18 protein-coding genes are annotated in these 18,656 nt (G+C 72.0%); 11 read left to right on the top strand and 7 right to left on the bottom strand.

All coding sequences use genetic code 11. The features are described from left to right. Positions 1-91 precede the first annotated feature (91 nt). The 3 genes from dxr (at position 92) to ispG (ending at position 3,796) form a co-directional block, all read left to right on the top strand. Positions 92-1,294: a 1-deoxy-D-xylulose-5-phosphate reductoisomerase gene (gene dxr / locus HUT10_RS16870; RefSeq protein WP_176172086.1), complete on the top strand. Its 1,203-nt coding sequence runs from the start codon at positions 92-94 to the stop codon at positions 1,292-1,294. A 3-nt stretch (positions 1,295-1,297) separates the two neighbouring features. Next, entirely contained in the window at positions 1,298-2,530 is a 1,233-nt protein-coding gene (locus tag HUT10_RS16865) for an RIP metalloprotease (protein WP_176172085.1), read from the top strand. Positions 2,531-2,644: 114 nt separating this feature from the next. Further along, positions 2,645-3,796, top strand: a complete 1,152-nt coding sequence (ispG, locus tag HUT10_RS16860; RefSeq protein WP_176172084.1) for a flavodoxin-dependent (E)-4-hydroxy-3-methylbut-2-enyl-diphosphate synthase — start codon at positions 2,645-2,647, stop codon at positions 3,794-3,796. 55 nt (positions 3,797-3,851) lie between these two features. Here the strand turns inward: ispG and HUT10_RS16855 are convergent, their stop codons facing one another. Continuing rightward, positions 3,852-4,106, bottom strand: coding sequence for a hypothetical protein (locus HUT10_RS16855; RefSeq protein ID WP_003057586.1), 255 nt, complete (start codon positions 4,104-4,106; stop codon positions 3,852-3,854). An 81-nt stretch (positions 4,107-4,187) separates the two neighbouring features. On the opposite strand from HUT10_RS16855, the gene HUT10_RS16850 reads away from it, so the two are divergent. The 5 genes from HUT10_RS16850 to map all read left to right on the top strand — a co-directional run bounded on the left by HUT10_RS16850 (position 4,188) and on the right by map (position 9,106). Beyond that, complete coding sequence (locus HUT10_RS16850) at positions 4,188-4,982, top strand: AraC family transcriptional regulator (RefSeq protein ID WP_176172083.1); 795 nt, start codon at positions 4,188-4,190, stop codon at positions 4,980-4,982. A 4-nt stretch (positions 4,983-4,986) separates the two neighbouring features. Then, positions 4,987-5,376 (top strand): VOC family protein, encoded by a 390-nt coding sequence (locus tag HUT10_RS16845; protein ID WP_176172082.1) that lies wholly within the window; start codon positions 4,987-4,989, stop codon positions 5,374-5,376. Between the two features lie 139 nt (positions 5,377-5,515). Then, the gene (locus tag HUT10_RS16840; protein WP_176172081.1) at positions 5,516-6,370 is read left to right on the top strand and encodes a GNAT family N-acetyltransferase; all 855 of its coding nucleotides are present in this window, start codon (positions 5,516-5,518) and stop codon (positions 6,368-6,370) included. Between the two features lie 61 nt (positions 6,371-6,431). Next, positions 6,432-8,225 (top strand): penicillin-binding transpeptidase domain-containing protein, encoded by a 1,794-nt coding sequence (locus HUT10_RS16835; RefSeq protein ID WP_217709618.1) that lies wholly within the window; start codon positions 6,432-6,434, stop codon positions 8,223-8,225. A 23-nt stretch (positions 8,226-8,248) separates the two neighbouring features. Continuing rightward, positions 8,249-9,106, top strand: a complete 858-nt coding sequence (gene map / locus HUT10_RS16830; protein WP_176172080.1) for a type I methionyl aminopeptidase — start codon at positions 8,249-8,251, stop codon at positions 9,104-9,106. 1 nt (position 9,107) lies between these two features. Here the strand turns inward: map and HUT10_RS16825 are convergent, their stop codons facing one another. From HUT10_RS16825 to HUT10_RS16805, 5 genes are all read right to left on the bottom strand, one after another. Further along, complete coding sequence (locus HUT10_RS16825; protein ID WP_176172079.1) at positions 9,108-9,911, bottom strand: ABC transporter permease; 804 nt, start codon at positions 9,909-9,911, stop codon at positions 9,108-9,110. Continuing rightward, the gene (locus HUT10_RS16820; protein ID WP_176172078.1) at positions 9,911-10,876 is read right to left on the bottom strand and encodes an ATP-binding cassette domain-containing protein; all 966 of its coding nucleotides are present in this window, start codon (positions 10,874-10,876) and stop codon (positions 9,911-9,913) included. The genes HUT10_RS16825 and HUT10_RS16820 overlap by 1 nt, the downstream gene beginning before the upstream one ends. Positions 10,877-10,902: 26 nt before the next feature. Continuing rightward, complete coding sequence (locus tag HUT10_RS16815; RefSeq protein WP_176172077.1) at positions 10,903-11,745, bottom strand: DUF4097 family beta strand repeat-containing protein; 843 nt, start codon at positions 11,743-11,745, stop codon at positions 10,903-10,905. A 55-nt stretch (positions 11,746-11,800) separates the two neighbouring features. Next, positions 11,801-12,295 (bottom strand): hypothetical protein, encoded by a 495-nt coding sequence (locus tag HUT10_RS16810; RefSeq protein ID WP_176172076.1) that lies wholly within the window; start codon positions 12,293-12,295, stop codon positions 11,801-11,803. A gap of 81 nt (positions 12,296-12,376) precedes the next feature. Continuing rightward, a complete protein-coding gene (locus HUT10_RS16805) occupies positions 12,377-13,060 on the bottom strand; it encodes a FadR/GntR family transcriptional regulator (RefSeq protein ID WP_176172075.1) in 684 nt (227 codons plus the stop codon). A gap of 48 nt (positions 13,061-13,108) precedes the next feature. Between HUT10_RS16805 and HUT10_RS16800 the strand changes: the two genes are divergently transcribed. The 3 genes from HUT10_RS16800 to HUT10_RS16790 all read left to right on the top strand — a co-directional run bounded on the left by HUT10_RS16800 (position 13,109) and on the right by HUT10_RS16790 (position 17,146). Then, positions 13,109-14,326, top strand: coding sequence for an MFS transporter (locus HUT10_RS16800; RefSeq protein WP_176172074.1), 1,218 nt, complete (start codon positions 13,109-13,111; stop codon positions 14,324-14,326). 51 nt (positions 14,327-14,377) lie between these two features. Further along, positions 14,378-15,277, top strand: coding sequence for an XRE family transcriptional regulator (locus HUT10_RS16795; RefSeq protein WP_176172073.1), 900 nt, complete (start codon positions 14,378-14,380; stop codon positions 15,275-15,277). A gap of 78 nt (positions 15,278-15,355) precedes the next feature. Continuing rightward, the gene (locus HUT10_RS16790; RefSeq protein WP_176172072.1) at positions 15,356-17,146 is read left to right on the top strand and encodes a proprotein convertase P-domain-containing protein; all 1,791 of its coding nucleotides are present in this window, start codon (positions 15,356-15,358) and stop codon (positions 17,144-17,146) included. A gap of 37 nt (positions 17,147-17,183) precedes the next feature. Here the strand turns inward: HUT10_RS16790 and HUT10_RS16785 are convergent, their stop codons facing one another. Beyond that, entirely contained in the window at positions 17,184-18,578 is a 1,395-nt protein-coding gene (locus HUT10_RS16785) for a mycothione reductase (RefSeq protein WP_176172071.1), read from the bottom strand. Positions 18,579-18,656: the final 78 nt, after the last annotated feature.

Raw genomic sequence — 18,656 nt, 5'->3', positions numbered from 1 at the left:
GAACTCCTCAAACCCCGTGAACCTCGGACCCGCCGATGATCCCACACCTCCGGGTGCGCCGCGGAGACGGCCCGCGCGACAATGACCGGCGATGACTACCTCGCGAAGCGTTCTCGTGCTCGGCTCGACCGGGTCCATCGGCGTGCAGGCCCTCGACGTCGCCGCGCGCAACCCGCACCTGTTCCGGGTCGCCGGGATCGCCGCCGGTGGGGCCGATCCGGCCGCTCTGGCCGCGCAGGCGATCGCCCACGGTGTCGAAGCCGTCGCCGTGACCAGGGCCACCGCCGCCGAGGATGTCCAGCTCGCGCTGTACGCCGAGGCGCAGAAGCGCGGGTACGCGCAGGGCGACTTCAAGCTCCCGAGGCTGTTCGCCGGCTCCGACGCCGTCACCGAGCTGATCGACGCCGTCGCCGTCGACACCGTCCTCAACGCGCTCCCGGGCTCCCGCGGCCTCGAGCCGACGCTCAAGGCGCTCGCCACGGGCGCCACCCTCGCCCTGGCCAACAAGGAGTCGCTCATCGCCGGGGGGCCGCTGGTGCTCGCCGCCGCCAAGCCCGGGCAGCTCGTGCCCGTCGACTCCGAGCACTCCGCCATCGCGCAGGCGCTGCGGGCCGGGCACCGCAGCGAGGTCGCCCGGCTCGTCCTCACCGCCTCCGGCGGCCCGTTCCGCGGCCGCAAGCGCGCCGACCTGGCCGGCGTCACCGTCGAGCAGGCGATGGCGCACCCGACCTGGTCCATGGGCCCGCTCATCACGATCAACTCCGCCACCCTGGTCAACAAGGGCCTGGAGCTGATCGAGGCGGCCCTGCTGTTCGACATCGAGCCGGAGAAGATCGACGTCACCGTGCACCCGCAGTCGATCGTGCACTCGATGGTGACCTTCGCCGACGGCTCGACGATCGCCCAGGCCAGCCCGCCCGACATGCGGCTGCCGATCGCGCTCGCGCTGCACTGGCCCGACCGGGTGCCCGGCGCCGCCGCCGCGTGCACCTGGGACACCGCCGCGACCTGGACGTTCGAGCCGCTGGACAACGAGGCGTTCCCCGCCGTGGAGCTGGCCCGCCACTGCGGCGGCGTGGGGGGCTGCCTGCCCGCGGTGTACAACGCCGCGAACGAGACGCTCGTCGCGGCCTTCCTCGCGCAGAACACCGGCTTCACGTCGATAGTGGACACTGTTTCCGAGGTGGTGGGAGCCGCCGACGAATGGCGTCGCGAACCACGCGACGTGGAGGACGTACTCGCGGCCGAGCGCTGGGCTCGTGCGCGGGCCGGTTCGATCATCGAGGGGAAGTAGCGGGTGCTCGCCTACATCATCGGTGTGGTGCTCTTCGCGCTGGGCATCTGTGTCTCGGTCGCGCTGCACGAAGCCGGCCACATGGTCACCGCCAAGGCCTTCGGCATGAAGGTCCGCCGGTACTTCGTCGGCTTCGGGCCGACGGTGTTCTCGTGGCGCCGCGGCGAGACCGAATACGGACTGAAGTGGATCCCGCTCGGCGGGTTCTGCGACATCGCCGGCATGACCGCGCTCGACGAGGTGACGCCGGACGAGGCGCCGCGCGCGATGTGGCGGTTCAAGACCTGGAAGCGCACCGTCGTGATGTCGGCCGGGTCGATCACCCACTTCATCCTCGGCTTCGTGGTCCTCTACCTGATGGCCGTGACCATGGGCCTGCCCAGCCTGGCGGCCGCCGCGCCGACCCAGCCGGTGCTGGCCTCGACCTCCTGCGCCGTCCCGACGACGTCGAAGGAGCAGGCCGAGGCCCAGGCCAAGAACCCGACCTGCCCGGCGGGGGCGCCCACCCCGGCGAAGTCGGCCGGGCTGCTGCCCGGTGACAAGGTGCTCACCGTCGGCGGGAAGCCGGTCGCGACCTGGGAGGAGATGCTGACGGCCGTGCAGGCCACCAGCGGCCCGACGGTGTTCGAGGTGCAGCGCGGCGCCGAGCGGCTCCGGCTCACCGTCGACGTGCCGAAGGTGCAGCGCTGGAACGGCAAGACCGTCAAGGAGGTCGGCATGATCGGCGCCACGCCCGAGGTGCCGGCGCTGACCACCCAGTACGGCCCGGTCGCCGCGATCGGCGCCACCTTCAGCTTCACCGGCACGATGTTCGCCGAGACGGCCCAGCGGCTCGTGCAGTTCCCCGAGCGCATCCCCGCCGTGGTCACCGCGATCTTCGGCGGCGAGCGCGACCCGAACACCCCGGTCAGCGTCGTCGGCGCGAGCCGGATCGGCGGCGAGGCCGTCGAGCAGGGCATCTGGGTGCTGTTCTTCTTCCTGCTGGCCAGCCTGAACTTCTTCATCGGCGTGTTCAACCTGCTGCCGCTGCTGCCGCTGGACGGCGGGCACATCGCGGTGGTCTGGTACGAGCGCGTCCGCGACTGGATCCGCGCCCGGCGCGGCAAGGCGGCCGCCGGTCCCGTCGACTACACGAAGCTGTCCGGCATCACGATGGTCCTGGTGCTCATCGGCGGCGCGGTGACCCTACTCACGGTGACCGCGGACATCGTCAACCCGATCCGGATCGGCCAATGAGTTCCACGGAGGGGTGGCGGCCCGCCGGCGGCCGCTCACCCCGGCCGTAATGCTGCTCACCGTGACGGTTGACATGGTGAAGGTGCCCCAGTAGGGGTGGGTACGCTGGAAGGCGTGACCGTCGCACTCGGTATGCCCGCCCTGCCCCCGCCCGTCCTGTCCGAGCGCCGCAAGACCCGCCAGCTCCAGGTGGGTACGGTCGGCGTGGGCAGCGACCACCCGATTTCCGTCCAGTCGATGACGACGACACTCACCTCGGACGTCAACGCGACCCTGCAGCAGATCGCCGAGCTGACCGCGGCGGGCTGCGACATCGTCCGCGTGGCCTGCCCGTCGGCCGATGACGCCGAGGCGCTGCCCGCGATCGCGAAGAAGTCGCAGATCCCGGTGATCGCCGACATCCACTTCCAGCCGAAGTACGTCTTCGCCGCGATCGAGGCCGGCTGCGCCGCGGTGCGCGTGAACCCGGGCAACATCCGGAAGTTCGACGACCAGGTCAAGGAGATCGCCCAGGCCGCGAAGGACCACGGCACGCCGATCCGGATCGGCGTCAACGCCGGCTCGCTCGACAAGCGGATCATGGACAAGTACGGCAAGGCCACCCCCGAAGCGCTCGCGGAGTCGGCGCTGTGGGAGGCGTCGCTGTTCGCCGAGCACGACTTCCACGACATCAAGATCTCGGTGAAGCACAACGACCCGGTGGTCATGGTGCGCGCCTACGAGCTGCTGGCCGAGCAGTGCGACTACCCGCTGCACCTCGGGGTCACCGAGGCCGGCCCGGCGTTCCAGGGCACGATCAAGTCGGCGGTGGCCTTCGGTGCGCTGCTACGCCAGGGCATCGGCGACACGATCCGCGTCTCGCTGTCCGCGCCGCCGGTCGAAGAGGTCAAGGTCGGCATCCAGATCCTGCAGTCGCTGAACCTGCGGCCGCGGAAGCTGGAGATCGTGTCGTGCCCGTCGTGCGGGCGCGCGCAGGTGGACGTCTACACCCTCGCCGAGCAGGTCACGGCCGGGCTCGAGGGCATGGAGATCCCGCTGCGCGTGGCCGTCATGGGCTGCGTCGTGAACGGCCCGGGCGAGGCCCGCGAGGCCGACCTCGGTGTCGCTTCCGGCAACGGCAAGGGCCAGATCTTCGTCAAGGGCGAGGTCATCAAGACCGTGCCCGAGCACGCGATCGTCGAGACGCTCATCGAGGAGGCCATGCGCATCGCCGAAGAGGCGGGCGAATCCCTCGGTGAAGGTGCGCCGGTGGTCACGGCCGGCTGAATCCGTTCGCCGAAGCCCTCCCCACCCGGCCGGTGAGGAGGGCTTCGGCGCGTCATCAGCCCTGTAGGTGGTGCTGGGCGGCGTCCCGGATCTGCAGGCGCACGTTCTCGAGCGCGGCCGCGACCTCGTCGATCTGCTGCGAAGCCAGCTGGATGGCGCCCTGGATCGCGGTCGCGGTGGACGTCTCCCCGAGCAGGCCGAGCACCTGGGCCTGGAGGTCTTCGAGGTCGCTCTTGGTGGCGAGCGCGATGCCGGTCGGCACCTGGTCGGCGAGCAGCTCCAGCTGCTGCGCCTGCTCCTGGATCGTCATCGGGTGGTTCCTTCCGCGGTGGGGACGCACGTCCGTGTTATCAGAACCGAAACTGTCGGTGGTCACGATTACGCTGGTTTCGTGAGCGTGACCTGGGCCATCCACGAGCCGCACCCGGTGGTGCGGCCCCTGGTCACGCGCTATGTCGGGTACGCGCAGGACGAGGTCACGCTGGCCGTCCACCGCGGCCTGCCGTCCCGGCACGTGACGCTCGTCATCAGTCTCGCCGGGCCGGTGCGCATGGCCGGGCGGAGCCTGCAGGCGCTGGTCGGCGGTCTCCACACGAGCGCGGTCCTGATCCGGCAGGACCGCGTGCAGGAGGGCGTTCAGCTGGAGCTCGACCCGCTGGGCGTGCGAACGCTCTTCGGGGTCACGGCGGCGGAGCTGAGCGGCGAGGTGGCCGACCTCGCCGACTTCGGCCTCGGCCGGCTGCCGGACCGGCTGCGGGAGCTGTCCTGGCGCGAGCGGTTCGCGCTGCTGGACGAGGTCCTGGCCGCCCGGGCCGTCGAGCCGGTGGTGCCGCCGCCCGAGCTGGGGGAGGCGTGGCGCCGGCTGCGGGGTGCGGACGGGCGGGTGCGCGTTGCGGACCTGGCCGGTGAGGTCGGCTGGAGCCGTCGTCACCTGGGTGAGCGCTTCCGCGCGGAGCTGGGGCTGGCGCCGAAGCAGGCGGTGCGGGTGCTGCGGTTCGAGCGGGCCGGGCGCCTGCTGCGGCGCGGGCACACGGACCTGGCGGCGCTGGCCGCGGAGTGCGGGTTCTACGACCAGGCGCACCTGACCAACGAGTGGCGCGCGCTCGCGGGCTGCACGCCGGGCACGTGGATCGCCGAGGAGCTCCCGTTCCTCCAAGACCAGGAGGCGGAGGTGGGGCGAAGCTGACGGCATGACTCCCGAACCGAACGTCTGGCCCGCCCTCCGGTACGACGACGCCCCGGCCGCGATCCGCTTCCTCGTCGACGTCCTGGGCTTCACCGAGACGCTGGTGGTCCCCGATGGCGACCTGATCGCGCACGCCGAGCTGCGCCGGCCCGAGGGCGGCGCGGTGATGCTGGGCAGCGTCCGCCCGCCGGACGGCGTCCACGATGCGATGAAGCCCGGCGCGTCCGCGGTGTACGTCGTGTCGGACCAGGTGGTCGAGGTCTACGCGCGGGCGAAGGCCGCGGGTGCGGAGATCACGGCCGAGCTGACGGACACCGACGACGGCTCGCACACGTTCAGCCTGCGCGATCCGGAAGGCAACGCCTGGACGATCGGCACTTACCGCGGCGCCTGAGCGACCCGGCCGCGGAGTGCCGCGAAACGGGCATTCGCGACGTGCTCGGCCGTCCGAGGTGGCCGGCTCCGGTCGTTCATCTCAGCGTGTCGGAAGGCTTGCGTTCCGTTTAGCAGACGAATCTGGCACCCTGGAGCCCGTGTTGCGGCTTGCAGGTGCACGGCTGCTCGATGATCGGGACTATCCGGCGGTCCGTGCCGCTCTGGCCGCGGATCCCGTGGGCAGCTGCATGGTCAGCGCGCGGGTCGAGGCTGCGGGCCTCGACCCGTGGCGGCTCGGTGGTGAGCTCTGGGCCGCCGACAGCCGTCCGGTCCGGGCCGGACGGCTCCAAGGGCTGTGCTTCTCCGGGCCGAACCTCATCCCGCTGCGCGGCAACGCGCCCGCGTTGCGTTCCTTCGCCGACCGCGCGCTGCGGCGCCAGCGCACCTGCTCGTCGCTGGTCGGCCCGGCCGAGCAGGTCCTCGGCCTGTGGGACGAGCTCGAAGGGGAGTGGGGCCCGGCTCGCGAGGTCCGCGACGACCAGCCGCTGATGGCCCTGGACAGCACACCGCTCGTCGACGCCGATCCGCTGGTGCGGCCGGTCCGGCCGGACGAGCTCGAGCGGTACCTGCCCGCGGCCGTCTCGATGTTCATCGAGGAGGTCGGCGTCGACCCGCGCAGCGGTGACGGCGGCGCCAGCTACCGGGCCCGGGTCACCGAGCTGATCGGGGCCGGCCGCGCGTTCGCCCGCTTCGAGGACGGCGAAGTCGTCTTCAAGGCCGAGATCGGCGCCATGTCGGCCACCGTCGGGCAGATCCAGGGCGTCTGGGTGCACCCGGACCGCCGCGGCGACGGGCTCGGCACCGCCGGCACCGCCGCGGTCGTGAACCGGCTCGTCCGCGGACTGGGCCGCACGGCGAGCCTGTACGTCAACGCCTTCAACACCCCCGCCCTCGCCGCTTACCGCAAGATCGGGTTCCAGCAGGTCGGCCAGTACGCGACGGTGCTGTTCTAACCACTCTTCCGTGGCGGTGTTGCGAAGCCGCCGCACCGCTGTGACCAGGCATCATCCGGCCATGAGTGCACGTCGACACCGTGCTCTCGCGGCGCTGCTGCTGCTCGTCGCCGCGACCACGGCCGGGTGCTCGGGCGACGGTCCCGAGGACGCCCTCTCGGCCTTCCTGGACGCCGTCGCGTCCGGGGACGTCGCCACCGCGGCGGCGAACACCGATTCGCCCGACGCCGCGAAGACCGTGCTGAGCCAGGTCCGCGGCGTGCTCGACCCCGAGGCCCTCGAGGTCGACGACGAAGAGGTGAAGCAGCCGGACGGCGACGTCGTGACCGCCGGCTACCGGCTCACCTGGCACCTCCAGCACGGCCGCACCTGGTCCTACCGCGCCGACGCCCAGCTGCGGGCGGCCGAAACCGGCTGGCAGGTGCACTGGCAGCCGACGGTCGTGCACCCGCAGCTGGCCGTCGGCCAGACCCTCGGCCTGCTGCCGCAGCTGCCCGAGACGGCGCCGGTCCTCGACCGCGACGGGGTGGCGCTGATGCGCCCGCAGACCGTGATCGGGGTGGTCGTCGACCCGCAGAAGACGGGGGACGTGAGCGCCGTCGCGGGGACGCTGGCCAAGGCCCTGCACCGGTACGAGCCGTCGGTCACCGGCCGGTCCGTGCTGGACGGGATGAACAAGACCAAGCCCGGCGACGCCTACCCGGTGATCACCCTGCGCGCCGGGGACTACCAGCGGGTCAAGCCGGTGATCTACGACCTGCCCGGCGTCCGCTTCGCCAGCCAGGAGCGGCTGCTCCCGGTGACGCGCGGGTCCGGGCAGCAGGTCCTGCCGGGCATCCGCGCCCTGGTCGAGCAGCAGCTGGCCGGGGCGGCGGGCTGGCGGATCGTCACCCGCGACGTCACCGGCGGCGAGGCGGCCGAGCTCAAGGCCGAGCCGCCGCGGCCCGCGCCCGCCGTCACCAGCACGCTGAGCGCGAAGGTCCAGGCCGCCGCCGAGAAGGCCCTCGAAACCGAGCCGTACTCCGCCGCCCTGGTCGCGATCCAGCCCTCGAGCGGGGACATCCTCGCGGTCGCCCAGAACGACGCCGCCGACGAAGAGGGCTCGCTGGCGCTGTCCGGCCGCTACCCGCCGGGCTCGACGTTCAAGATCGTCACGGCCGCGGCCGCGCTGGCCACGGGTGACACCGAGGCGGACAGCCCGGTCGACTGCCCGGGCTCGACCACGATCGAAAACCGCGTCGTCCCGAACGAAGGCCGCTTCGACCTGGGCCGGGTGCCGCTGAAGACGGCGTTCGCGCGGTCCTGCAACACGACGTTCGCCCGGCTCGCCGCCGGCCTGCCGGGGTCGGCGCTCACCGACACCGCCCGCTCGTTCGGCCTCGGCGCCGACTTCGTCGTCCCGGGCCTGACCACGGTCACCGGGGACGTCCCGGCCAGCGACTCCGCCGTCCAGCGGGCGGAAAACGGCTTCGGCCAGGGCACGGTGCTGACCAGCCCGTTCGGGATGGCGCTGGTCGCGGCCACCGTGCAGGCCGGGAAGGTGCCGTCGCCGTCGATCGTCAAGGGCATGCCGGCGACGACGAAGAACGTCGGTGACCCGCCGTCGCAGGAGGTCCTCGACGCGCTGCGCGGGATGATGCGGGAGGTCGTCACCAGCGGCACCGCGACCGGGCTGCGGGACATCCCCGACGTCGCGGGCAAGACCGGCACCGCCCAGTTCGGCGACGGCTCCCGCTCGCACGGCTGGTTCGTCGGCTACCGCGGTGACCTGGCGTTCGCCGTCCTGCTGACCGACGCCGGGTCGTCCAAACCGGCGGTGCAGGCCGCGCACCGGTTCCTGGCGGGGATCGGCTGAGCGGACCGTCGTAAGGTGGAGGCATGTCCGTTCGTGCCCCGCTCGTTCCCGGCGTCCAGACGCCGCGCCGTGACGTCCCCAGTTCCATCGCCCGTCCCGAGTACGTGGACAAGCCGGCGCCGAAGCGGGACACCGGCAACGGCGTGCGCACGCCCGAGGTGATCGAGAAGATGCGGGTCGCCGGCCGCATCGCGGCGCAGGCACTGGAGGAAGGCGGCAAGGCCGTCAAGCCGGGCGCCACCACGGACGACATCGACAAGGTGGTGCACGAGTTCCTGCTCGACCACCACGCCTACCCCTCGACGCTGGGTTACCGCCGGTTCCCGAAGTCGTGCTGCACGTCGCTCAACGAGGTGATCTGCCACGGCATCCCGGACTCGACGGTGATCGAGGACGGTGACATCTGCAACATCGACGTCACCGCCTTCATCGGCGGCGTCCACGGCGACACGAACGCGACCTTCCTGGCCGGCGACGTCTCCGAGGAGGTCCGCCTGCTGGTGGAGCGCACCCGCGAGGCGACCATGCGGGCGATCAAGGCGGTCCGGCCGGGCCGTCAGCTCAACGTCATCGGCCGGGTGATCGAGTCCTACGCCAAGCGCTTCGGCTACGGCGTGGTCCGCGACTTCACCGGCCACGGCGTCGGCCCGGCGTTCCACACGCCGCCGACGGTCCTGCACTACGAAGAGCCCTCCGTCGACACGATCATCGAGGAGGGCATGACCTTCACGATCGAGCCGATGATCACCCTGGGCACCATCGACTACGACATCTGGTCCGACGACTGGACCGTCACCACGAAGGACAAGAAGTGGACGGCCCAGTTCGAGCACACCCTCGTGGTGACGGCCGACGGCAGCGAGATCCTCACGCTGCCCTGAGTCAGTGGCTGGTGGCCTTCTTGTAGCAGCGCACCGACAGCGGCACGAAGATCGCCAGCAGCAGCGCGATCCACAGCACCGAAGCGAGGATCGCGTGCTGCATCGGCCAGGCGTCGTGCACCGGCATGGCCGCGCTCGTGTTGCCGAACAGCTCCCGGGACGCCTGGGTGATCGCCGAGACCGGGTTCCAGTCCGCGATCACCCGCAGCGGGGTGGGCAGGCGGCCGCTGTCGACGAACGTGTTGGCCAGGAACGTCAGCGGGAAGATCGCCACGCTCGAGACGTTGTTGAACACCTCGGGCTTGCGCACGGCCAGGCCGAGCGTCCCCATCACCCACGACAGCGCGTAGGCGAAGGCGAGCAGCAGGAGCACGCCGCCGAGGGCCTCGAAGACGCCGGTGTGGATGCGCCAGCCGACCAGCAGGCCGACGACTCCCATGATGAGCAGGCTCGTCACGTTGAGGATCAGGTCGGCGGTGGTGCGGCCGATCAGCACCGCGGCCGGGGACATCGGCAGCGACCGGAACCGGTCGATGATGCCCTTCTGCAGGTCGTCGGTCAGGCCGTAGCCGGTGACGATGCTGCCCATCGCCACCGCAAGGACGAAGATCCCCGGCAGCATGAACTCGCGGTAGGACATCCCGGGGATGTCGATCACGCTGCCGAACACGTAGCCGAAGAGCAGCACGAACATCACCGGCGTGAACACGATGGACCCGAGCAGGTCCAGCGACCGGACGATCTTGATCGAGTTGCGCTTGGCCACCGTCACGCCGTCGGTGACGGCCATCTGCACCGCGTTCATCACACGGCCTCCTTCGCGATTTCGGCGGGTTCGGCCGTCTCGTGGCCGGTCAGAGTGAGGAAAACGTCGTCGAGGGTGGGACGGCGGACACCGACGTCGCGGACGTCGACGCCTTCCGCGGCCAGGATCGCCAGTGCTTCGGTAAGCGCTTTCGCGCCGTGGGTCACGGGCACGGTGAGCCGGAACGCCTCGGCCTGCGGCTCCCCGCTGGCCAGCCGGGCCAGCGCGCGACGGGCCACGAGGACGTCGTCGTGGGTGCCGACGCTCAGCTCGATCCGCTCGCCGCCCACGAGGTCCTTGAGCTCGTCGGCCGTGCCGCGGGCGATCACCCGGCCGTGGTCGACGACGGCGATGCTGTCGGCCAGCCGGTCGGCCTCTTCCAGGTACTGCGTGGTGAGCAGCAGCGTGGTGCCGCCCGCGACCAGCTCGGTGATGACGTCCCACAGCTCGGTGCGGGCGCGCGGGTCGAGCCCGGTGGTCGGCTCGTCGAGGAACAGCACCGGCGGGTTGGCCACCAGCGCGCCGGCCAGGTCGAGCCGGCGCCGCATGCCGCCGGAGTAGCCCTTCACCGGGCGGTCGGCGGCGTCCTCCAGGCTGAACCGGGCGAGCAGCTCCCGGCCGCGGGCCTTGGCCCGCTTGGTGCCCAGGTGGTACAGCCTGCCGACCATCTCCAGGTTCTCCGCCCCGGTCAGCTCCTGGTCGACGGCGGCGTACTGCCCCGAAGCGCCGATGTGCGAGCGCAGTTCGTGCGCGTCCTGCACGACGTCGAACCCGGCGACCGTCGCGCGGCCCGCGTCCGGCTTCTGCAGCGTCGTGAGGATCTGGACGGTGGTGGTCTTCCCGGCGCCGTTCGGTCCGAGCACCCCCAGCACCGTGCCCTCCGGCACCGACAGGCTCATCCCGTCGAGCGCGGTGACCTTCCCGTACTTCTTGACCAGCCCCTCGGCCACGATGGCGTCTGACATGGAATTCCCCTTGTTCTCGTGGAGTTTCACGCCCGGCGGATGACGATGTCGCCGGTGTAGGTGTGGGCCTTGACCTCGACCGTGTCGCTGGTTTCGCCCGGTCCTTCGGACGGTGTGAGCGTGTTGCGCACGGCACCGGTCAGGGAGTTGAGCTCGAGCCAGGCGGCGCTGCCCTCGCGGATGCCGACCTCGATCTCGCCGACGGCGGTTTCGAGGACGACCCGGTCGCGGATGACCTCGCCGAGCCGGATGTCGCCGGAGGCGGTTTTCGCGTGGACGCCGGCGTGGGCGACGTCGACCAGGATGTCGCCGCTGGCCGTGCTGACGCGCAGGTCGCCGGTCACTTCGCCGACCCGGGTCCCGCCGTTGGAGTTCTTCAGCACCGCGGTGCCGTCGATCTCACGGATCCGCAGCTCGCCCGAGCCGGTGCCGACCTCGGCGTGGCCGGTGGCCCGCTCGACGAAGACGTCACCGGTCGCGGTGGTCGCTTCCAGCCGCGAGGTCTCGTCGAGGTGGATGTCGCCCACGGACGTCTTGAGCCTGCTGTCGCCGAGACGGCCGGTGACGCGGAAGTCGCCCATCGCGGACGTCGCCTTGACGCGGGAGCCGGCCGGCAGCTCGACCGTCACGTGCAGCGCCCCGCCCTTGCCCCACAGCCTGGTGGTGTACTTCGGGCCCTTGACCAGCAGTTCGCCGTCGGCGAATTCGACGCGGGTCTTGGCGGCGGCTTTGACGTCCTCGGTGTCGCCGGGGTCGGCCGGCTCGACCTCGACGGTGGTTTCCGTGCGGTCGCCGGCGACGATCCGGACGTCGGCCACGCTGACGTCGAGGGTGGCCGTGATCGGCTCGGGGGTGGCGAAAAACGGCATGGCTGCGCCCTCCTGGGGTGCGTCGGGAGTGTTTTGGCTGGTCAGAGCAGGCGGGTCAGCGAACCCAGCCGGTGTACTTCTCGCCGTAGACGGAACGGCGGTGCGCGGGACGGCTCGTGTCGGCGCCGAGTGCGGTGTTCGCGGCCCGGACGAGCCAGGCGTTGATGGAGAGCTTCTCGCGGCTCGCGGCCTCCTCGACCCGCTGTTTCAGCTGGTCGGGCAGCCGCAGGTTGATCCGGGAGACGGCGCCGTCGTCGGCTTCGGGCGGCGGCGGCGGTGGTGCTTCGGCGGGTGCCGGTTCGGGCGCCGTGGGCGGCGAAACCGCGAACTCGGCTTCGCGGCGGCGAAGGCGGACTTCGACGGAGCCGGGAGCGAGGTCCCGGGTGATCTCGTCGGCCGCGGTCGAAAGGGCGTCGAGCAGGGTGAGCCGGATGGCGGACTCCAGCGGGGAGGCCAGCCGTTCGGCCAGGGCGACAGCGTCCTCGCCGGCCGCCTCGGCGGCTACCGCGAACTCGCGGCGGAGGCTGTCCACGAAGGGCGTCAGGTCCATGGCATTACTGTGGCACCACGGTGGTGCCACGACAACCCTGAAATGGCACCCTTAGGGGGCCATCGGCGGGCAATGCCCAGGTCAGGCGCGTTCGGCGCGTTCCAGCAGCTCGTCGAGGAACCCGCAGGCCTCGGCGGCGGCACGCTCCGGGTCCCGGTCGGCGATGGCCTGGGCGAGCCCTTCGTGGCCGATCTCCGGTGCGTGGTCGGCGCCCGGGGCGATGCTCGACGTCGTCGCGATGCTGGCCGCGATGACCTCGGTCAACCCGCGGTAGAGCTCGGTCAGCAGCCGGTTGTGGCCGGCGCTGACCACGGCACAGTGGAACTCGGCGTCCGTGCGGGCGAAGTCCTGCCAGTGGCCTTCGCGCAGGTTGGCCTCGCGGCGGGCGAGCAACGACCACAGCTCGGCGACCTCTTCGTCGGTCCGCTCGACGGCCGCGAGCCGCGCGCCCTCGACCTCCAGCGTGCGCCGGACCTGCAGGACTTCGCGCAGTTCCGAGCCGCAGAGCCGGCGGATCGCGCCGGACACCTCGCTCGTGGCACGCACGTAGGTGCCGTCGCCCTGCCGGACCTCGAGCAGGCCGGTGTGCGCGAGCGCGCGCACGGCTTCGCGGACGGTGTTGCGCCCGACGCCGAGCTGCTCGACGAGCTCGGCTTCGGTCGGGATGCGTTCGCCGATCGGCCATTCGCCCTGCGTGACCGCGGTCCGCAGCTGCTCGATGACCTGGTCGACGAGGCCGGTCCGGCGCGTGGTGGCCAGAGGCACAGGATTATCCCTTCATCCAATCATCCTACGTATGAGAGAGTAGCGGCTATGCCCGTCGAACACCGTGAACCCGAACTGGACGGCGCCGTCGAAATCCGGACGCCGGGGGTGGTCGCGGCCGGGGCGTTGCTCGCGGTCGCGGTGGTGCTCACCGCCCTGAACCTGCGGCCCGCCATCACGGGCGTCGGCCCGATGCTCGCCGAAATGCGGGCGGACCTGGGTGCGTCCGTGGTCTGGGCCGGGGTGCTCACGACGTTGCCGACGCTCTGCTTCGCCGGTGCCGGGCTGGCCGCGCCGCTGCTCGCGCGCCGGGCCGGGATCGGCGCCGCCATCGCGGTCGCGCTGGCCGCCCTGGCCGCCGGGCTCGTGCTGCGCGTGCTCGACGGACCGGCCGTGGTGCTCGGCGGGACACTCGTCGCCACCGCCGGGATCGCCCTGATCAACGTGCTCATCCCGGTCGTCATCAAGGACTCCTTCCCGGCGCGCATCGGCATGCTGACCGGCGTCTACACCGCCGCGCTGCAGGGCGGCGGCGCCCTCGGCTCGGCGGTGACCCCGCGGCTGGGCGACGCACTGGGTGGCTGGCGCCCGGCGCTGGGCGGCTGGGCCGTCCTCGCCGTCGTCGCGCTGGTGACCTGGATTTTCGCAGCTCGCGGCACCGGCCGGACACCGCGCCCCGCCGAAGGCGCCGAGGGTGGCCGGTCGCTGCTGCGCAACCGGCTGGCCTGGATCGTCACCGGCTTCTTCGGCCTGCAGGCCTTCTACGCCTACGCGGCGATGGGCTGGTTCCCGCAGGTGCTGATGGACGCGGGCGTGCCGCGCGACCAAGCCGGCCTGCTGTTCGGCCTGGTCTCGCTGATCGCCGTGCCGATCAGCCTCGTCGTCTCGCCGATGGCGGCCCGGCGGCGCGGGCAAAGCCCGTGGATCCTGGCCCTCGGCGTGTTCGGCCTCGCCGGCACCGCCGGGCTGATGCTCGCGCCGTCGTGGTCGCCGCTGCTCTGGAGCATCCTCGTCGGCCTCGGGATGAGCAACTTCTCGCTGGCGCTGACCGTGATCGCGCTGCGCGCCCGTACCGGCGCCGACACCGCCCGGCTGTCCGGGATGGCCCAGGGGTTCGGCTACCTGTTCGCCGCGCTCGGGCCGTTCCTGTTCAGCCTGCTGCACGACCTCGCGGGCGGCTGGACGGTGCCGCTGGCCATGCTGCTGGGCCTGCTCGGCGTCCAGATGGCCTTCGGTGCGCTCGCCGGGCGGCACCGGTTCGTCTGATTCTCGACAGTCAACGCTTTCGGCGGGGGCGCGGCGGCTTAAGCTCACCGGGTGGCCGTGCCGGTGCCGGACCTCGGGACGTTGCTGCGCGAGGGCCCGTTCGACGCGGCCCTGCGCGCGGCCATCCGCGCCCGCGGGCTGAGCCTCGACCGGCTCCGCGAGCACCTGCGCACCCGCGGCGTCTCGGTCACCACGGCGACGCTGAGCTACTGGCAGTCCGGCCGCAGCCGCCCCGAACGGCGGGACTCCGTCCGCGGGCTGCGGCAGCTCGAAGCCGTCCTCGAGGTGCCGGCGGGCTCACTGGTCGCGCTGCTCGGGCCGCCGCGGGCGCGCCGGTCCGCACCCGCGGAGATCGGCCGGTTCTGGCCGGACGGGCCGCGCATCGACGCCGCGGTGTCCGATGTGGACACCCGGTGGGACGAGCGGCTGACCCGGCTCAGCCAGCACGACGTCGTCGTGGTCGGCCCGGGCCGTGAGGAACTGGAGATCCGGTCGCGGCAGGTGCTGCGGGCCGAGGCCGACGGCCCGGACCGCTGGGTGGTGATCCTGCACCTCGACGAGCACGACCGGCCGCTGCCGGAGCTGCGGTCCCTGCGGGGCTGCCACCCGGGCCGCAGCGTGCTCAAGCCCGAAGACGGCCTCCTCGTCGTGGAGCTGCTCTTCGGCCGGCCGCTGCTGCGCGGGGAAACGGTCATCACCGAACACACGCTGGTGAATCGCGCGCCGCACCCGGTCGCGACGAACTACGAACGGAAGTTCCGGCTCCCGGTCCGCGAATACGTGCTCGAAATCCGGTTCTCCCCGGAGGCGGTTCCGGCGGTGTGCCACCGGTTCGCCGAGCCCGGCGAAAGCGCCGACGTCGTCCCGGAATCCGGTGCCGTGCACGGGGTCGCGCTGAACTTCGGTCCCGGCCGCTACGGTTTCCAATGGGACTGGCCAGTTAACTGTTAAGGACTTGCGGATCTGCACCGCGGGCCGTCCGGCGGCTTACCTTCTGCGCACTCCACTCGCCGATCCGAGGAGAAACCGATGCGCAGATTCGTTTCCGCCGTGGGCGTGGCCGCGCTGGCCGCGCTGGGACCGGGCGTCGCGCCCGCCGAAGCGGCGCCGGGCCACCCGGACGCCGAGGTGGCGGGGGTCGCCGCGGCGTTCGGGCTGACCGACGGCCAGGCCCGGGACCAGCTCGCCGCCCAGGACCGGGCCCACCGGCTGGCGGCGACGCTGCCCGCGTCGGTCCGGGCGCAGGCCGCGGGAGAGTGGTTCGACGCCGCGACCGGTCGGCTGACCCTGGCGGTCACGACGTCCGAAGCGGCCGACGAGGCTCGTGCCGCGGGAGCGGCGGCCCAGGTCGTGGCCCGGAGCAGGGCCGAGCTCGACCGCACCGCCGCGGCCGTCCGCGCGGTGGTCGGGGCCGGTGTCCCCGGCGTCTACGGCTGGGGCGTCGACGTCCGCGCCAACGACGTCGGCGTCGACGTCGACCGGACGAAGAAGACCGCCGCGACCGAAAGCTTCCTCTCGCGCGTGCGGGAGCTGGGGGTCCGGATCACGGAGACGACGACGTCGCCGCGGCAGCAGTCGGGCACCATCCAGACCGGCAACCCGTGGTGGCCGGGCAGCGAGAGCAACTGTTCGGTCGGCTTCCCGGTGACGGACTCCGCGGGCGCGAAGCACTTCCTGACCGCGGGCCACTGCACGAACGACCGCGACCAGGCCGCTTACGGCGCTTCGGGGCAGCAGAACCGGATCGGCACGTCCAATGTCGGCGGCACGCACAGCGTCAACGCCCGCGAAGGCGACATGGGCGTCGTCGCGGTGACGGAGGCCGGGTGGGCCCTGTCGGCGTCGGTGAACACCTGGGGCCAGCCGGCGATCACGCTCTCCGGCGCGGCCGAGGCGATGGTCGGCGACCGGGTCTGCCACTCCGGCAACACCTCGCACTGGCAGTGCGGCGAGGTGAAGTACACGCACAAGTCCGCCGACTACGGCGGCGGCCTGGTCATCGACGACCTGACCTGGACGACGGCGTGCTCCCTCGGCGGCGACTCCGGCGGCGGCTGGCTGCTCGGCGACAAGGCCACCGGCCTGCACGACGGCGGCCCGTCGCAGTGCGTCCAGAACCCCTCCGACGGCGACCTGTCGCTCTTCCAGCCGGTCATCGAAGCGCTGGGCAAGTGGCAGCTCACCCTGGTGACCGGCGGCGGCGACCCGACCCCGCCGGGCGCGCCCGCCAACCCGCGGGTCACCGGCACCACGGCCACCAGCGTGTCACTCGCCTGGGACGCTTCGACCGGCGACGCCACCGCGTACGACGTGTACAACGGCGCCACGCTCGCCACGAGCGTCGCCGGGACCGGCGCCACGGTCACCGGGCTCTCGCCGGACACCGCGTACACCTTCACGATCAAGGCCCGCGACGCCGCCGGCCACACCTCGCCGGCCAGCCCGGCGGTGTCCGCGCGCACCCAGGCCGGCGGCGGTGGCCGGACGTTGGCCAACGACACGGACTACCCGATCCGCGACTACCAGCAGGTGTTCAGTCCGGTCACCTCCGCCCTGACCGGGCAGGCGGCGACCCCGCTGACGGTCGCGGTGACGATCCGGCACACGTGCGCCGAAGACCTCGGCGTCACGCTGCTGGACCCGAACGGCCGCGGGTACCCCCTCAAGTACAGCGGCGGCAGCACGTGCACGGCCTGGAACGGCACCCGGACGTTCACCGTTCCGGCGTCCTCGCCGGCCGGCGGCCGCTGGCAGCTGCGCGTCACGGACTACGGGCCCGGCGACACCGGCACCCTGGACACCTGGTCGATCACCCTGTGAGCGGCCGCGGGCCGGGTGCGTCCCGGCCCGCGGTGCCTCAGTCGAGGGGCAGGTTGAGCAGCGCGTTCTCGACCAGCTCCGGCATCGCCGGGTGGATCCAGTACTGCCCGCGCGCCATGCTCCGCGCGTCGAGGCCGAAGCTCATCGCCTGGATCAGCGGCTGGATCACCGAGGACGCCTGCGGCCCGATGATGTGCGCGCCGAGCAGCTGCCCGGTCGCCGGGTCGGCCAGGAGCTTCGCGAAGCCCGTGGTGTCCTCCATCGCCCAGCCGTAGGCGATCCCGGCGTAGTCCTGCTTCGAGACCACATAGGACACACCGAGCTCGCGCGCCTTCTGCTCGGTGAGCCCGACCGACGCGACCTGCGGGTGCGTGAACACCGCGTGCGGCACGAACCGGTGGTCGGCGGTGATCCGCTCGTCCGGGTGCAGCAGGTTGTGCTGCACCACGCGGGCTTCGTGGTTCGCGACGTGCTTGAGCTCGTGCGGCGAGGACAGGTCGCCGAGGGCGTAGATGCCCTCGACCGCGGTCTGCTGGTGGTCGTCGACCACGACGTGCCCACTGTCCATTGTGGTCACACCGGTGGCGGCGACGTCGAGCAGGTCGGAGTTCGGCTTCCGGCCGGTGGCGATCAGCAGCACGTCGCCCTCGACGGTTTCGGCACCCTGCGGTCCTTCGAGGTCCAGCGCGATGCCGGTGTCCGTCTTGCGGGCCCGCACGGTCTTGCGGTCGAGGCGGACGTCGAACCGCTCGGCGGCCAGTTCGGTGAAGCGGGCGCTGACGTCCTCGTCCTCCGAGCGCAGCAGCCGCCCGGACCGGTTGACCAGCGTGACCTGCACCCCGAAAGAGGCGAAGACGTGCGCGAACTCGGCCGCGATGTACCCGCCGCCGAGGATGACGATCCGCTCGGGCAGCTCGTCGAGCCGCATCACGGTGTCGGAGGTGTGGTAGCCGACGTCGTCCAGGCCGGGGATCTCCGGGATGACCGGGCGGCCGCCCGCGGCGAGCACGAACTTGTCCGCGGTCAGCACCTCGTCGGGGCGCCCGTCGGCGAAGCTGACGCGCAGCTCCTTGTGGCCGGTGAAGCGGCCCGTGCCTTCGTAGACGTCGACGTTCGCGTTGTCCTCGTGGCTGCGGCGGTACTCCGCGCCCCCTTCGGCGATCGGGTCGATCCGGCCGAAGATGCGGTCGCGGATGTCGCGCCAGCGCACGCCCTTCAGCTCTTCGTCGACGCCGTACTTCGCGCTGTGCGAAGGCGTGTACGCGACATCGGCGGCGTACACGAACATCTTCGTCGGGATGCAGCCCACGTTGAGGCACGTGCCGCCGAAGGTGCCCTTCTCGACGATCGCCGTCTTCTGGCCGGCGAACCCGGGGCCGAGGATGGAGTTCCCCGATCCCGTCCCGACGATCACCAGGTCGTAGTGGGGCACTGCATCCTCCGCGGGGTCCGGTTCCGGTCGTTCCACCCTAGCCAACCGCGCCGCCGGAGCGGGTGTTCCCCGCTGTGC

It is taken from the genome of Amycolatopsis sp. Hca4, from assembly GCF_013364075.1.
GTDB lineage: Bacteria > Actinomycetota > Actinomycetes > Mycobacteriales > Pseudonocardiaceae > Amycolatopsis.
The sequence above is the reverse complement of the archived record's forward strand: the minus strand, read 5'-3'. Positions and strand labels throughout refer to the sequence as shown.

Coding starts and splice junctions, on each gene's coding strand:
- map (WP_176172080.1), top strand. CDS start 8,249: ATGTCCGTTCGTGCCCCGCTCGTTCCCGGCGTCCAGACGCCGCGCCGT.
- HUT10_RS16820 (WP_176172078.1), bottom strand. CDS start 10,876: ATGTCAGACGCCATCGTGGCCGAGGGGCTGGTCAAGAAGTACGGGAAG.
- HUT10_RS16855 (WP_003057586.1), bottom strand. CDS start 4,106: ATGACGATCCAGGAGCAGGCGCAGCAGCTGGAGCTGCTCGCCGACCAG.
- HUT10_RS16815 (WP_176172077.1), bottom strand. CDS start 11,745: ATGCCGTTTTTCGCCACCCCCGAGCCGATCACGGCCACCCTCGACGTC.
- HUT10_RS16835 (WP_217709618.1), top strand. CDS start 6,432: ATGAGTGCACGTCGACACCGTGCTCTCGCGGCGCTGCTGCTGCTCGTC.
- HUT10_RS16800 (WP_176172074.1), top strand. CDS start 13,109: ATGCCCGTCGAACACCGTGAACCCGAACTGGACGGCGCCGTCGAAATC.
- HUT10_RS16810 (WP_176172076.1), bottom strand. CDS start 12,295: ATGGACCTGACGCCCTTCGTGGACAGCCTCCGCCGCGAGTTCGCGGTA.
- HUT10_RS16825 (WP_176172079.1), bottom strand. CDS start 9,911: ATGAACGCGGTGCAGATGGCCGTCACCGACGGCGTGACGGTGGCCAAG.
- HUT10_RS16845 (WP_176172082.1), top strand. CDS start 4,987: ATGACTCCCGAACCGAACGTCTGGCCCGCCCTCCGGTACGACGACGCC.
- HUT10_RS16790 (WP_176172072.1), top strand. CDS start 15,356: ATGCGCAGATTCGTTTCCGCCGTGGGCGTGGCCGCGCTGGCCGCGCTG.
- dxr (WP_176172086.1), top strand. CDS start 92: ATGACTACCTCGCGAAGCGTTCTCGTGCTCGGCTCGACCGGGTCCATC.